This is a genomic window from Pseudomonas chlororaphis, assembly GCA_001023535.1.
Taxonomy (GTDB): domain Bacteria; phylum Pseudomonadota; class Gammaproteobacteria; order Pseudomonadales; family Pseudomonadaceae; genus Aquipseudomonas; species Aquipseudomonas chlororaphis_E.
This window is the reverse complement of the sequence record CP011020.1, coordinates 407,527-422,390: the sequence shown is the minus strand read 5'-3', so window position 1 is coordinate 422,390 and position 14,864 is coordinate 407,527. Positions and strand designations below refer to the sequence as shown.

The 14,864-nt window shown below is 61.4% G+C and carries 10 protein-coding genes; 9 read left to right on the top strand and 1 reads right to left on the bottom strand.

Features of this window, described 5'->3' with window-relative positions; all coding sequences use genetic code 11:
- Positions 1-804 precede the first annotated feature (804 nt).
- The 6 genes from VM99_01710 (at position 805) to VM99_01685 (ending at position 11,186) form a co-directional block, all read left to right on the top strand.
- The gene (locus tag VM99_01710) at positions 805-1,500 is read left to right on the top strand and encodes a hypothetical protein (protein ID AKJ96824.1); all 696 of its coding nucleotides are present in this window, start codon (positions 805-807) and stop codon (positions 1,498-1,500) included.
- Positions 1,501-1,837: 337 nt separating this feature from the next.
- Positions 1,838-2,986, top strand: coding sequence for a peptidase (locus VM99_01705; GenBank protein AKJ96823.1), 1,149 nt, complete (start codon positions 1,838-1,840; stop codon positions 2,984-2,986).
- The gene (locus VM99_01700; protein AKJ96822.1) at positions 2,973-3,452 is read left to right on the top strand and encodes a DNA-binding protein; all 480 of its coding nucleotides are present in this window, start codon (positions 2,973-2,975) and stop codon (positions 3,450-3,452) included. Before VM99_01705 ends, VM99_01700 begins: the two co-directional genes overlap by 14 nt.
- A 370-nt stretch (positions 3,453-3,822) precedes the next feature.
- Positions 3,823-4,854: an acetylpolyamine aminohydrolase gene (locus VM99_01695; GenBank protein AKJ96821.1), complete on the top strand. Its 1,032-nt coding sequence runs from the start codon at positions 3,823-3,825 to the stop codon at positions 4,852-4,854.
- Between the two features lie 11 nt (positions 4,855-4,865).
- Positions 4,866-5,966: an ABC transporter substrate-binding protein gene (locus VM99_01690; GenBank protein AKJ96820.1), complete on the top strand. Its 1,101-nt coding sequence runs from the start codon at positions 4,866-4,868 to the stop codon at positions 5,964-5,966.
- A 606-nt stretch (positions 5,967-6,572) separates the two neighbouring features.
- The gene (locus tag VM99_01685; GenBank protein ID AKJ96819.1) at positions 6,573-11,186 is read left to right on the top strand and encodes a hypothetical protein; all 4,614 of its coding nucleotides are present in this window, start codon (positions 6,573-6,575) and stop codon (positions 11,184-11,186) included.
- Positions 11,187-11,357: 171 nt separating this feature from the next.
- Here the strand turns inward: VM99_01685 and VM99_01680 are convergent, their stop codons facing one another.
- Positions 11,358-12,965: a GntR family transcriptional regulator gene (locus VM99_01680; protein AKJ96818.1), complete on the bottom strand. Its 1,608-nt coding sequence runs from the start codon at positions 12,963-12,965 to the stop codon at positions 11,358-11,360.
- Positions 12,966-13,064: 99 nt separating this feature from the next.
- Here VM99_01680 and VM99_01675 point away from each other — a divergent pair, with 99 nt between their 5' ends.
- Genes VM99_01675 through VM99_01665 form a run of 3 tightly spaced genes read left to right on the top strand, consistent with a single transcriptional unit; the run spans position 13,065 to position 14,840 of the window.
- Positions 13,065-13,706: a transcriptional regulator gene (locus VM99_01675; protein ID AKJ96817.1), complete on the top strand. Its 642-nt coding sequence runs from the start codon at positions 13,065-13,067 to the stop codon at positions 13,704-13,706.
- A gap of 2 nt (positions 13,707-13,708) precedes the next feature.
- Positions 13,709-14,155 (top strand): GNAT family acetyltransferase, encoded by a 447-nt coding sequence (locus tag VM99_01670; protein ID AKJ96816.1) that lies wholly within the window; start codon positions 13,709-13,711, stop codon positions 14,153-14,155.
- Positions 14,156-14,165: 10 nt separating this feature from the next.
- Positions 14,166-14,840: a GNAT family acetyltransferase gene (locus tag VM99_01665; GenBank protein ID AKJ96815.1), complete on the top strand. Its 675-nt coding sequence runs from the start codon at positions 14,166-14,168 to the stop codon at positions 14,838-14,840.
- Positions 14,841-14,864 lie beyond the last annotated feature (24 nt).

Below are 14,864 nucleotides of genomic sequence, written 5' to 3'. Positions count from 1 at the left end.
ACCACCACGATTTCATTTCCAGCCATACTCGTCTCTTCCATGTAATGTTTGATGCGGACCAAAACGGTCCGCGATGTACATTCAACAAAAAATTTCTTACTTCTCTCCAGGCCTGTCGGTCAGCAGTTAATCTCCAGGCTTGTGCTTGTGGATAGGTAAAGTTGGATGTTTTTTATCGTTGGGTGGATTCACGTGCCGCCTGCGGTCCTCCTTGCCGTCTTCGCGCTTAGGTTTCGGACCAGGCTTGATATCAGTAAACATACATACCCCCGGAAGGAACGATAGATGAGTAGCATTGAAAACGTAGCACATAGCCACCTATCTCGCTTCTTTCGTTGGTTATCGGCCCTTTCCCCTTTTCTGATTGAGGCAAAGTGCCGCTAATCGACTACCACGAGCTTTAGCTGACGAAACTCCACCCGTGGAGCTGTAGATGGCAGGGAGCTTGCTCCTGCTGGGTGGCGAACCCACCCCATGAGACGTTGATGCAGTCTCGCTGGTAGACCGCATCGACCGGTTTTACGACGGCTGCGCCGCCGAGCGGGAGCAAGCTCCCTCGCCACAGATTCGGTGCTCGAACTTCAGCTTTTCCCATCCTGCGCTTTGGCCTACAACCCAACCAGAATCCGCCGGCTTGTCCGCCTTGCCCTCAAGCTCTATCGTCTCCTCACCGCTGGCCGAGCCGTATCGGTAATCCAGGAAGCTGCCTATGTACCCAGGCTCGGGTAGAAAGCGCTGCCATTCCCTCCCGCACACTGCAACTCTGCGGCCCCTATATCTGTAGCAAAAGGAAGGTCTACATCCATGGACATCCAGGAAATCAAACAACGCCTAGCCCGCCCCGCCGTGAAGCTTATTGCCGGCGGCTTTCGTCCTACCGGGACTGATGAAGAAAGCTGGCTGGGCGACGTCTTTCTATTCCGCCCCGATGAAGAGGTGCCCACCAATCAGGCCGGGCAACCGTTGCTGCCCTATGCGCAGTTCTACCTGCCCGCCCTGCCCGTCAACAGCTCGCTGCTGGCCGGGGTTCGGGTGCTGACGGTGTTCATTTCAAACCCGCTTCCCGAGCACTTCGAGCCGATGGGGAATAATTGGGTCATCCGTGAATATGGGCCGGATGATGTGTTGGTGCGCAAGTCTCTGCCGGTGGCCGGCACATTCCTCAAACCCTTCCCGCTGACAGCGCAAGTGGTGCCGGAGGACTTTCCACTGTGGGATGGCGGTGGTGTGCCGGAGGACCTGGAGCAAGAAATTCTCGCCCTGGAACGCGCGGGCGAGATACAGAGCTATTACGACCTAGTCACTCACACCTACGAACACAAGTTCGGCGGTTACCCCTCGTTCTGCCAGTCGGGGGTCGATCCGGGTGAAGGCTTTGAGTTTGTGTTCCAGATCTCATCGGACGCGAAGATCAATCTGAACGTGGTCGACAGTGGGAGCCTGATGTTCTGGAGGCACAACGAAACTGGGGAATGGGCGCTTTATTATGATTTTTACTGACAGTGAAAAACGGGCTATCAAGGGGCGCCCCCTTCAATAACATTCACGTGGATGCTGGCTCCTGCTTCTCCGTCTTATGAGAGTCAAACCAGGATCTGACCACCGCACCTCCAAGCCACATATCCTTGCGCCTTTGCCTACAACCGCACCAGAACCCGCCGGCTTTTCAGCCTTGCCCTCGGGCTCTATCGTTTCCTCACCACTGGCCGAGCCGGTATCGATGACACTCAGGCATGCTAGCTCCCCGGGAAAGTCATAGGCCCGACCGCATCAAGCTTTCGGCAGCTAGCTTTGGTGGCTCATGTTCACCGGTACACACCGTCTATATACTCAAATCATGGAACGTATCCAATCAATCAATCTCGCGCGGATAGACTGGTGTTGTACCGATCACGGTATGACTCGGGACGAGCTCGCCCGTCAGATCGATATAGCACCTGCCAGCTTTGAAAAAGTGATGGCCGGCGAGGCGGGGCTGACCTTCAACCAGCTGCGTAAGCTGGCGGCCTTTTTCGGGCGAGGCACCTTATTTTTCATGGAGCCAGGGCCGGTCAACGAGGCAAAGGTGCACTCGCCGCAGTTCCGCACCTTGAGCAATCAGAAACCGGAGCTTTCGCATCACCTGAAGCTGCTGGTTGAGCGAGTGGAGCACCATCGCACCGTGTACCTTGCACTACGTGAGGAGCTTGATCCGACGGAGGTCGTGCGTTTCTCGCCGCCCGACCTGGCAGGCCTGAGCATCCCCGATGCGGCCAGCCGTGTGCGTGAATGGCTAGGCCTGGCGAGCCGCAACAATTTTGACAGTTATCGTAAGGCCATCGAAGCGCGCGGTCTGCTGGTTTTCCGCAGCAATGGCTACAACGGTAAATGGCAGATTGCCAAAGAAAACCCGATTCTCGGTTTTTCGCTCTACGATTCTGAATGCCCGGTAATCGTCGTTAAAAAGCAAGATGCAGATACCCGCCAAAGCTTCACGTTGATGCATGAGTTGGGGCACCTACTTATCCATCGTGCAAGCTCGATTGACGATGAAGAGGATTTGTATTCGACGGACGATGAAGAGCAAGAAGCGAACGCCTTCGCCGGCCATCTATTGGTCCCCGATCGGTTTCTGTTGAGCATTCATGACAATGAGCGCCCTGTTGAGGCGGCCGAATTCGATGGCTGGCTGGAACCACAACGCAGGGCGTGGGGTGTGAGCGGCGAGATGATCCTACGGCGTCTGATGGATGCCGGACGTTTGCCAAGCGAAGCCTATGCCGCATACCGGCGGTGGAGCACGCAACGAGTAGTGCCTGAAAAAGAGGGTGGCAGCCGAGAGCACCGCAATCGCGAACCCCGGCACATTTTTGGCGATGGTTACGTGCGCACAGTGCTGGAAGCCATGAACGCTCGTCGTATCACTCTCGCCAAGGCAAGCAGCTATCTCGACAACCTTAAGATCTCGGACCTGCACAAGCTGGAACGCTTCTATGCAGGTGTTTGATGCCTCATCCATGCTTTACGCATGGGATAACTACCCTATCGCGCAGTTTCCGGGTCTTTGGGCATGGATGGCGGATCGAGTGATGCAAGGGGTGATTCGGATGTCCGAGATTGCCGCCGAAGAGGTTGGACACAAAGCACCGGAGTGCGTGACTTGGCTGAAGGATGCAGGTCTGCAAAAGATGCCCGTGACCGAGGCGATCCTGTTGGAAGCCTTTCGCATCAAGGGATTGCTCGAGATCGAAGAAGACAAATACGGTGCTGGGGTTGATGAAAACGATCTATACATCATTGCCACCGCGAAGCTACATGGCTGCGAGTTAGTCACGGATGAGGCGTTTCAACCTTCCGCGAACAAGCTCAAACGCAATTGGAAGATTCCTGCTGTTTGCAATATGGAAAGTGTGCAAACCCCCTGGATCAACTTCCTCGACTACATCAAGCGATCACAAGCGGTTTTCGGATGATGAATTCAACTCATTTGAATTGATCGAGCAGAAAGGACATCAGCAAGGCAATGACCCATTGAGTAATGTCGGACACCGACAACCTCGCTGTTTGAGCTCATAGTGAACTCTTTTCGTCTCCCTCAGAATGTCGGCTGACTAGGCAGCCAGATAGACCGCGTTGAGTTTTTGGGGCTGCTTCGCACCCCAACGGGGATAAATCCCCTCGCCACAGAGAGAGTGCCGGGCTCTCCTTGGCCCCCCACAAAGAGCCATTTACGGTCAAACCTTTTGGCCATTTCGATCCCCTTTTGGCCGCTCCTGCCGTTCTCTCCAACAGCGCATCCCGCAAGACTGTCAGTTACTGGAACAGCCTTGCGGAGAACAATAAATGCTGACGATCTATTCCGACGATCACCACCTGCATCACGGCCGCTGTGAGTTGATGGATGGGCAGTTGATGCCCTGTTTCGAGATGCCTTCGCGGGCCGATCATGTGCTGGAGCGAGTCAAGGCGCGGGCGTTGGGCCCGGTCGAGGCACCACGGGATTTTGGTCTCGGGCCGATCCAGCGTATCCACAGCGCGGCGTACCTGGCGTTTTTCAAAGGGGCCTGGGAGCGCTGGGCCGCGTTCAATCGCGAGGGGGATCTGTTGCCCTACACCTGGCCGGCGCGGACGTTGCGCACGGTCATGCCGACCAGCCTGCACGGCCAGCTCGGCTATTACAGTTTCGATGGCGGCGCGCCGATCACTGCCGGCACCTGGCAAGCGGCCTACAGCGCCGCCCAGGTGGCCCTGACCGCCCAGGCCGACATTCAGGCCGGCGCCCGCAGTGCGTTTGCGTTGTGCCGCCCGCCGGGGCATCACGCCGCCGGTGACTTGATGGGCGGTTATTGCTACCTCAACAACGCCGCCATCGCCGCCCAGGCCTTTCTAGACCAGGGTCATCGCAAGGTCGCCATCCTCGATGTGGATTACCACCACGGCAATGGCACCCAGTCGATTTTCTACGGGCGCAGCGACGTGTTGTTCGCCTCGATCCACGGCCATCCAGAGGCGGAGTTTCCGTTTTTCCTGGGTTACGCCGACGAGCACGGCGAGGGCGACGGTGAAGGTTTCAACTTCAACTATCCTTTGCCGGCCGGCTCGGGCTGGGACACCTGGAGCGCGGCGCTGGAGCAGGCCTGTGGCGAAATCCGTGGCTACGACGCCGATGTGATTGTCGTGTCCCTGGGTGTGGACACGTTCAAGGACGACCCGATCTCCCAATTCAAGCTCGACAGCCCGGATTACCTGGCGATGGGCAAACGCATCGCCGCACTCGGCAAGCCGACCCTGTTCGTGATGGAAGGCGGGTACGCGGTGGCAGAAATCGGCATCAATGCCGTGAATGTCCTTGAAGGTTTCCAAAGCGCCCAATGAGGAAGAAAAGCATGAGCAGACTCAAGCGTTTGATGGTTCCAGCCCTGTGTGCTGCGCTGTTCGGCGGCGCGGTACACGCCGAAGAGCGGACCCTGCGGGTCTACAACTGGTTCGACTACATCACGCCCAAGGCGCTGGAGGATTTCAAGGCGCAGCACAGCCAGGTCAAGCTGGTCTATGACATCTTCGACACCAACGAGGCCCTGGAAGCCAAGCTGCTGACCGGTAACTCGGGTTACGACGTGGTGGTGCCGTCCAATGTTTTCCTGGCCAAGCAGATCGAAGCCGGGGTGTTCCAGCCCCTGGACCGCAGCAAGCTGCCGAACTGGAATCACCTCGATCCCAAGCTGATGAAGCTGATCGAAGCCAACGACCCGGGCAACCAATTCGCCGTGCCCTACATGTACGGCACCATTCTGATCGGCTTCAACCCGGACAAGGTCAAGGCCGCCCTGGGTGACAGCGCGCCGGTGAACAGTTGGGACCTGATCTTCAAGGAAGAGAACATCAGCAAGCTCAAGCAATGTGGCGTGGCGCTGCTCGATTCGCCATCGGAAATCCTGCCCCTGGCCTTGCAGCACCTGGGACTGGACCCCAACAGCAAGAAGCCGGCGGACTACGCCAAGGCCGAAGCACTGTTGATGAAGATCCGTCCGTACATCACCTATTTCCACTCGTCCAAGTACATGGCCGACATCGCCAATGGCGACATCTGCGTGGCGGTCGGTTACTCCGGCAGCTTCTCCCAGGCGGCCAACCGGGCCAAGGATGCCAAGAACGGCGTTGTCGTGGACATGCGCTTGCCCAAGGAAGGCGCGCCGATCTGGTTCGACATGCTCGCCATCCCCAAGGGGGCGAAGAACCCGGAAGATGCCTACACCTTCATCAACTATCTGCTGCAACCACAGGTAATCGCCCCGGTCAGCGACTTCGTCGGTTACCCGAACCCGAACAAGGACGCCACGGAAATGGTCGACCCGGCGATCCGCCAAAACCCCAACCTGTACCCGACCGAAGCGGCCATGGCCACGCTGTATACGTTGCAACCCTTGCCACGGGACGCCGAACGGGCGCGCACGCGGGCTTGGACGAGGATCAAGTCGGGTCAATAGAACGGTGAGGTCGTCCCTGGCCTGGGGGTGTGAAAGCTGGGTATACCCGTGATTCCAGTGTGGGAGCGAGCTTGCTCGCGATGGCGGTGTCAGGCACCGCCGTGTTGAATGGGCTGGCGCCTTCGCGGGCAAGCCCGCTCCCACAGGGTCGGTGGGGTTTGTAGTCCCGGGTATACCCGTGATTGCAGTGTGGGAGCGAGCTTGCTCGCGATGGTGGTATGTCAGGCGCCGCCGTGTTGGATGGGCTGGCGCCTTCGCGGGCAAGCCCGCTCCCACAGGGTCGGTGGGGTTTGTAGTCCCGGGTATACCCGTGATTGCAGTGTGGGAGCGAGCTTGCTCGCGATGGCGGTGTCAGGCGCCGCCGTGTTGAATGGGCTGGCGCCTTCGCGGGCAAGCCCGCTCCCACAGGGTCGGTGGGGTTTGTAGTCCCGGGTATACCCGTGATTGCAGTGTGGGAGCGAGCTTGCTCGCGATGGCGATCCCCCAGCCACCTCCCCCAAAAGCCCCATACATAGTTACCGCCGCCCTGTTTTCCGCGCCGCTAGCATGGAAATCCCGAAGCGCTCGGCTTCGCCATTCCATACGTCGCGAGACAGGGAGACTCAGATGACACCCACAGCCACCCCCACGATACCCAGGGCCGATGCCAATCCCAAGGATGCGATCCTGAATCAGTTGCTCGCCGGGCCCACGTATCCGGAGGTCGCGTCGATTCTCCTGCGCGATGGCCTCAGGAAGCTCTACCCCACGCTGAACCTCGATCCGCACAACACCGTGGTAGGCGAGCCGGACTGGGACATTGTCGAGGACCAAATCGTGCGACGGCCGACGCGCTACGAAACCCTCAGCGAAATGCTCGCCGGCCTGGTGAATGAAAATGGCGATTCGATGCTGCTGATCGAAGGCCTGCACTTCCTGACCCAGTTGCCACTCACCTCCCCCGATGTGCATTTGCCGGTGCGGATCGACCAGATCGGGCGCCTGCTCAATGAGCTGGTGCCGGCCATGCGGACGGCCTGCCAGGAGCAGCAACTGACGTATTGGAATGAATCACTCGGCGAATCCGGCCCTCGCTGGCACCAACTCTCCAGCGCGCTGCGCCAGGCCTGGAACGTCGGGCGCGTCAAGGGCTGGACGGCGGCCGAGTGCGAGATGGCCCGGCAATTGTTCCACTACCCCGACCACAAGGATCGCAAGGCGAAGGACCCGTACGACACCCACGCGTACCTGATCGACATCGACAACGTCGACGGCCCTGAAGTGAAGCGCCTGAGCGACAACTCGATCGTCGTGCTGATCGGCACCCTCGACAAGAAGGAGGTCATCCTCAAGTACTCGATCGCCAGCGGTTACCAGAAATTCGACTCACAGCACGCCCTGGGGCAATCCCTGCCCGCCCATTTCGGGGCGTCCAGCTACCGCAAGCTCCAGTGGCGGCTGTACGAGCCGCAGGGCAATATCTTCGATCACAAGGCCTGCGGGATGATCGCCGAGCAGGTCAGGATCATCGGTTCCTCCCCGCAGACCTGGGCAACCTACGAGCCCCCTGCCAGCGATGGAGAAGGCGACGAGGACGGCCTCGTGGCCTGGTTCCAGAAGCAGATGCCCCACTGGTTGCTGGACGCCTCGCCGTCCGATCAGATCCTGTTTGCCCAGCACATGAAGAACCTGTCGATCCTGAATCAGGAGCATGTCGGCAAGACCTACCTGGACGGCATCGAGCCGCTCAAGGACTTCACGCTGAACCTGCTGAAAAAGCAGATGGTCGCGGACCATGCCGACGCCTCGCGGCTTGATTTGGAGGCCATCGAGATCGAGGTGCGCAGCCCGGTGATCTGGGGAAGCTTCGTGGTACCCGGCCAGATCGAGACCACCCGCTTGAGCCTCGTCGAGTTGGCCCTGCAGAACCTGATCGCCCTGCCCGTCGGCGACAAGATCGTCAAGTTGCGGGACGACACGCCAGCGCCCGGATGGCTGACCGTCGAATACGTCGGGAACCTCATCACCCAGGTCGATATCGGTCGCGTCTACCCCGAACTGATCAAGCAGACGCTGCTCGACGACCCGGCCGAATCGAGCCGCCGCGAGCAGCTGTACACCTCTCAACTGCGCATCCAACTGCCGATGCTGGCGCTCGAATACAAGATCCGCGGCCAGGGTCACCTCGATGACACCGGCTACCGCTACGTCGCCGCGCTGATGGCACCTGCGCCAGCTGATCGCAAGGTCGACGGCAAAACCATCGTCCTGCGCCCACTGGCCTTCGTGCCAGAGCTGCAACTGGGCGACGCGCAAGACGTGGTGAGCAACATGTTCATCATCGGCCCCGAGGACTCCAGCGCCGGGCCCTGCCTGCTGTACCGGCCGCTGTTGGAACCGCAGTTGGGCCAGTACCCCTCCTTCAGCAACCTGTTGTACGCCATCCGGCAAACCCCTTCGTTACGCCAATCGGTGCTGGCCTGGTTGCCCGATGGGGTACGCGATGATTACGGCCGGTTTGTCTTCCCGGACCTTTTGCCCTCCCCCTGGAGCATCGTAGCGTTCGTCGCCGACCCGTTGAGTTCCCTGGCCAACAGCGGTCCCGTCAGCTTGACCGACAAGGCCCTGGGGACGAATTTCCTGCCGCAGTTGTTCAAGGCCAATGCCAACGCCCTGGTCGACCTGGCCGATCGTCAATCGGTGTCCAACCGGGAAAACCGCTGGGAGACCTTCAAGCGGGCGGGCTGGCTGCTGCTCAACCTCGCCCTGCCCTACCTGGGCACCGCCGTCGGCACCGCCGGCTGGCTCTGGCAGATCCTGGACGACATCGACAAGCTCACCCAGGGCAAGGACGCGGCCGACCGACCGGCCAAGTGGGAGGCGTTCACTGACCTGCTGCTGAACATCGCGCTGGCGATCATCACCCATGCCATCGACCGCGCCCGGTCGGCCAGAGGTCCGCGCCCGCTCCAGGCCCCGCAGGAAGTGAGCGAGCTGCAAAACCTGCCCAAGCCGCCCCATGAGCTGGTGATCGAACGACTCGCGCCGCTGGCGAGTGCTTCACTACCGACCGAACACTACGAGGCCATCCGCTCCAGCGGCGCGTTGATGGGCACGTCGAAGGACAGCGCACGGTTTCTCGACAGCTTCAGCACCGACGAGCCGGCAAACCCCGGGCCATACCAAAGCGACGGCGCCCTCAAGGGCCTCTACGAACAGGACGGGGTCTGGCACGCGAAAATGGCCGGCAAGTGGTTCAAGGTGCAGGTCGAAGGCGAGCTGGTGTCTATCGTCGACGCCCAGGACCCTGCGCGCGAAGGCCCCCCGCTGATCAGCGATGGCCACGGCAAATGGCACATCGATACACGCTTGCGCGTGCGCGGTAGCGGGTCCAGGGGCATCCGGCAGAAAGTCATCGCCGATGCGCAGCGGCGCCGGATCGACCTGCTGGCTTCGCTGAATCAGTTCGAAGCCAAGAAACCGCAGAACCAGAAACTGTTGACCATGTACGCCGTGGAAATGGACGAGGCGTCGGGCACCGCCAGGGAGGTCAAGCGCGACACCTACATCGCAACGCTGAAGGCCCAGCGGGAAAACTACGAACAAGCGCTGAAAACCCTGATGGAATGGCCGCTGTTCCAGTCCCGGCCCGACTACCCCCGCACACGGCTCGGCTACCTGAATGCGCAGATCAACTTCACCTTCGCCGAGATGGAGGCCCTGGGGGAACGGTTCGTCCCGGCCCTGGACAAGGCCAAAAGCATGGTCACCTCCGGGGTCAGGGTGTTGGAGCAACAGCACATTGACGCGGCCGAAAGCATGATCAGCGTCGGCGACGATATGATCGAGCGCCTGGACTACATGGAGACGCGGTTCATCGAACTGAAGAGCGTCGGCTATGAGGGCTTCGAGTTCATCCGCCGGCACCGCAAGAAAATGCCACTCTATACCAGCGCCGACCTGCGCCTGATCAAGCTGGATATGTTCCGCCACCTGTGCCTGACACTCGACAGCGTCGAATCGATGCCCGAAGGCTGGGAAGCGATCAACCAGATCGTCGATAACGCCACGGTCGCGTTCCAGAGCCTGCGCGACGCCATCGACGAACGCAGCGTGATTCGCCTCGATGAACGCATCGACGCGTTCGGCAGCCTGGCCGAGCAGTTCGCCGCCATTGACGAACACCTGCACTACCTGGGCAACGAGTACACGGGCAGCGTGCGGTCGCCCCAGCTCGCTCGCCTGCGCAAGGGGATTGCCACGCTGGAACAAACCACGATGCAGCACTTGGCGGCGGCCCTCGATGAGCGTCGAGATAGGCGCAACGCCGGTTCCCCGTACGAGCAACGCCCCCGGCCGAGGAAAAAATTCATCCGGGCGCGCTTCTGGGGCCTGGTGAGCGGTGAGCCGCGCTTGTCCCGGTTGATGGAGGAAACCGATTGGGTCGACGTGAAGAACCCGTTCTCGGGGGAGATCATCGTCACGTTCCACCGCAAGGAAACCGGCGAGTGGATCCCCCATGTCAAACCCGACGCGACGCCGCCGACCGTTCCGTCCCTGGACGTCAGCGTCACCAAGGGCCAGGACCTGATCAACGGGCTGACAGCGTTCAAGGCGCAGATGCAAGCCGCGGTCACACAGCCCGACAAGACGCCCGCCGGGATCGGGATGATCCTCAATGCCCACGCCGGCAGGATGGAGAAAGTCAGCGCGGCCATCCAAAAGGCCCTCGACCAGGCCCAAGGCGTGGCTTCGAACGAAACGTTCGAGCTGCCAGAAGCACAACGGCGCTCGGCGCAAGCCTTGCGCACGCAGCTTGAACGCGAGGCCAGCGCGTTGTACGTCCTGGGTTTCGACACTGTGTTGAATGTCATCAAGCAACGCCCGCCGACCATGAGCAGCATCGTGTGGCTTAAAAGCCGGAACCAGATCTCCATCACCAAACAGAAGAGCCGGCAACGCATCAAGACCCCGCCCTACGGCTACCTCGACCGATATGAGATCAAGGACGTGAAAACCGGTAAGACGCTCTGGTTCGCCGACTTCCGCTATTCGACCAACTGGGTGCCTGCCTACGCGTTTCTTTCGGCGCGCTTGAAAACCATTGAGCAAGCCAGCCAGCAGACCGTTGCCACCGACGCCAGCCAAGCCCTCAGCCAGCGCCAACTGATCGACCGTTACCGCAGCGAAATTGCCGTGGACCAGGCCAAGGAGGTGTTCTTTCAAAAAGCTCGGCCATGAACCGTAATGCCGTTCACTTCAGGTTTATCAGGGCTCGTGGCGAGGGAGCTTGCTCCCGCTGGAGCGCGCAGCGGTCCCAAGTTTTTGGGGCGGCTACGCAGCCCAGCGGGAGCAAGCTCCCTCGCCACGGGGCGGTGGCGTTTTTGGGTTAACGGGTATGAACCGAGGCCCTCAGGGCTTCCAGGCTTGCGCCAGGCTCGCCAGGGCGGTTGCGATGGCCGCCGGTGGGACCGCGGCGAAGCCCAGCACCAGCCCGCCGTGGATGGGCGTGGTGCTGCTGGGCAGCCAATAGCTGCTCAGGCCATTGACTTCGACCCCCGCCGCCGTCGCCTGGGCGATCAGCTCGCGCTCACGGGCCAGACTCTCCACCGGCACCGTGACATGCAGCCCGGCCACGACGGTTGGCAGGGTGCCGACCCCCGGAATGCCTTTGGGCCAACCGGCCAGCAACGCGTCACGCCGAGCCAGCGCGGCCCGGCGCATCCGCCTGATGTGACGCTGAAAATGCCCGGCCGCCATGAACTCGGCCATCACCGCCTGGGTGCTGACTTCCGAATGACGCACGTCCACGGCCCGACGCCGGGCGAAGGCATCGACCAAACCCGCAGGTAGCACCAGATAACCGAGGCGCAGGGCCGGGAACGCCACTTTGCCGAACGTCCCGACATAGAGCACGCGCCCTTGGCGATCCAGGGCCGCCAACGGCGCCAGCGGCGCGCCGCTGTAGCGGTACTCGCCGTCATAGTCGTCCTCGACGATCCAGCCGTCGTTGCGTTCGGCCCAAGCCAACAGCTCCAGGCGCCGCGCAAGGCTCATGACGACCCCGGTCGGGTATTGATGGGACGGCGTCACGTAGGCCAGCCGGCAATGGCTCAACGCACTGAGCGCCGTGCAATCCAGGCCATCGCCATCCACTGCTACGCCCCTCACATCGGCACCGGCCACGGAGAACGCATGCCCGGCCGCACGATAGCCCGGGTTTTCCACCGCCACGACGTCGCCAGGGTCCACCAGCAACTGTGCACAAAGGCTGATCCCCTGCTGCGCGCCACTGGTGATCACAATTTGTTCAGCGGTGCACGACAAGCCGCGAGAGCTGCGCAGGTAGGCCGCGATCAGGCCGCGCAAGCGCGCATCCCCCTGGGAGTCGCCGTAGCACAGCTGTTGCAGGTCGGGCTTGCGCCAGAAAGCCGCATTCAGCTTGGCCCAGACGTCGAACGGGAACAGGTCGAACGCCGGGACACCCACCCGAAACGCCCGCGGCGGACCGCTGGGAGGCTGGGCCAAATGGTGCTTTTCGACCCGCTCCAATCCACCACTGTGGATAACTTTACTGGATGGAAGCACAGGTAAATCCAGCCAATCTGTGGATAAACCCGTGGATAAGCCTGTTGACAACCCTGTGGATACTTTTGTGGATATGTTTTTCGGCGCGGGCTCTTTCTCGAAGGCACGCGTTCCATTGTGGGAGCGAGCTTGCTCGCGAAGCGGCCATCCCAATTCCGGCGAGGACAACTGCGCCACATAGGTACCGTCCCCCACCCGCCCCTCGATGAATCCCTCGGCGTACAACTGATCGTAGGCCCGTACCACGCTGTTGCGGGAAATCGACAAGGCCGCCGCCAGGTCGCGGCTGGCCGGCAGGCGCGTGCCGCTGGCCAGGCGTCCGTCCAGCACCCGCGCCCGCAACGCCTGGTAGAGCTGGCGGCTGAGCCCCTGGCGGCGATCCAGCTCGATGCCGGCCGGATTGAACGACAGCGGCGGTACGGCGTTGCTCATGATGACCCTCGCAATGGACCTATCGAATTGGTCTGAAGTGGCTCTTACAACAGACCAATAGCCTGCCTAGGATGCTCCCATTCGCCAAGGAAAAACATCATGTACAACCCCAAAGCCTTTGCCGTCGAAGACCTGCCCCAATTGCACGGGATGATGGCCGAATGTCGCCTGGCCTTGCTGGTCACCCACGGCGAGCAGGGCCTGCAGGCCAGCCACCTGCCGTTGCTGCTGGACCCGCAGCAAGGGCCCAACGGCAGCCTCTACGGGCACATGGCCCGGGCCAACCCGCAATGGCGCGACCTCGAAGCCGGCGCCGAAGCGCTGGTGATCTTCGCTGGAGCCGATGCCTACGTCAGCCCGGCGTTCTACCCAGGCAAACACGAGCACGGCAAGGTCGTGCCCACCTGGAACTACCAGGCCGTGCACGCTTATGGCCGCGCCGAGGTGTTCAGCGACGCGACGCGGCTGCGCAAACTGGTCAGCGACCTCACCGACCGCCATGAATCGGGGCGCACGCAACCATGGCGCATCGACGATGCACCGGCCGAGTACATCGACAGCATGCTCAAGGCCATCGTCGGCTTCGCCCTGCCCCTCCAGCGCCTGGAAGGCAAGCGCAAGCTCAGCCAGAACCGCAGCCCGGCGGATGCCGCCGGGGTACGCCAGGGGCTCGCCGCCAGCCCCGATCCACAGGACCAGAATGTCGCCCGCCTGATGTCCGTCTTTTCGCCCAAGGAGTGAACATGAGCCTCATCCAGATCCGCCCCGTGACCGCTGACGACCACGCCGCCTGGCTGCCGCTGTGGCAGGCCTACCTGACGTTCTACAACACACAGCTGCCGGAGGCGGTCAGCCACAGCACCTGGCAACGCCTGCTCGATGAGCGCGAGCCGACCCACGGGGCCCTGGCCTGGCGCGACGACACCGCCATCGGCCTGGTGCACTTCATTTATCACCGCTCGAACTGGAGCATCGAGAATTCCTGCTACCTGCAAGACCTGCTGGTAACCCAGCAGAGCCGTGGCACCGGCGTCGGTCGGCAGTTGATCGAGTTCGTCTACACCACCGCCAAGGCCGATGGCTGCTGCAAGGTGCATTGGCTGACCCATGAAACCAACGCCACCGCGATCCAGCTCTACGAGCGCATCGCCGAACGCCCCGGTTTCATCCAATTTCGCAAAGCCTTGTAAGGAGCGCCGCATGTTGACTTCACTGGCCGACTGGAAAGGCGCCCCGACGCCGTCCACCCAACTGATCGAAGGGCGTTTCATCCGCCTGGAAAAACTTGACCCGGCGCGCCATGCCGACGGTTTGTGGCAGGCGCTCGAAGGCCCGGGCGCCGATCCGAAGCTCTGGGACTACCTGCCCTACGGTCCCTTTTCCGAGCGCCAGGCGTTCGATGCCTGGCTGGACAACCATGCCGCCCACCTCGACCCGTACTTCTTCACGGTGATCGACCGCGCCAACGACCAGGTGCAAGGCATTCTCAGCCTGATGTCCATCGTTCCAGCACAAGGCCGCATCGAGATCGGCCATGTGACATTCGGCGCCGCGATGCAGCGCTCGCCGAAGAGCACCGAAGCGGTCTACCTGCTGGCCCGGGAAGCCTTCGCCCTGGGTTATCGGCGTCTGGAATGGAAATGCAACAACGCCAACGCCCGCTCGCGGTATGCGGCCGAACGGCTGGGGTTCACGTTTGAAGGGGTGTTCCGCCAGCACATGGTGGTCAAGGGGCAGAACCGCGATACCGCGTGGTACTCCATGCTGGATTCGGAGTGGCCGGTGATCGGCGCGGCGTTCGAACAATGGCTCAGCGACGAAAATCAGCGCGAAGGCGGCCAGGTGCGCAGCCTGGCGCAATGTCGCTCGGCGTGATGAGTGAACGAGGATCGCCACCGC

Coding starts and splice junctions, on each gene's coding strand:
- VM99_01665 (AKJ96815.1), top strand. CDS start 14,166: ATGTTGACTTCACTGGCCGACTGGAAAGGCGCCCCGACGCCGTCCACC.
- VM99_01690 (AKJ96820.1), top strand. CDS start 4,866: ATGAGCAGACTCAAGCGTTTGATGGTTCCAGCCCTGTGTGCTGCGCTG.
- VM99_01700 (AKJ96822.1), top strand. CDS start 2,973: ATGCAGGTGTTTGATGCCTCATCCATGCTTTACGCATGGGATAACTAC.
- VM99_01695 (AKJ96821.1), top strand. CDS start 3,823: ATGCTGACGATCTATTCCGACGATCACCACCTGCATCACGGCCGCTGT.
- VM99_01670 (AKJ96816.1), top strand. CDS start 13,709: ATGAGCCTCATCCAGATCCGCCCCGTGACCGCTGACGACCACGCCGCC.
- VM99_01680 (AKJ96818.1), bottom strand. CDS start 12,965: ATGAGCAACGCCGTACCGCCGCTGTCGTTCAATCCGGCCGGCATCGAG.
- VM99_01675 (AKJ96817.1), top strand. CDS start 13,065: ATGTACAACCCCAAAGCCTTTGCCGTCGAAGACCTGCCCCAATTGCAC.
- VM99_01710 (AKJ96824.1), top strand. CDS start 805: ATGGACATCCAGGAAATCAAACAACGCCTAGCCCGCCCCGCCGTGAAG.
- VM99_01685 (AKJ96819.1), top strand. CDS start 6,573: ATGACACCCACAGCCACCCCCACGATACCCAGGGCCGATGCCAATCCC.
- VM99_01705 (AKJ96823.1), top strand. CDS start 1,838: ATGGAACGTATCCAATCAATCAATCTCGCGCGGATAGACTGGTGTTGT.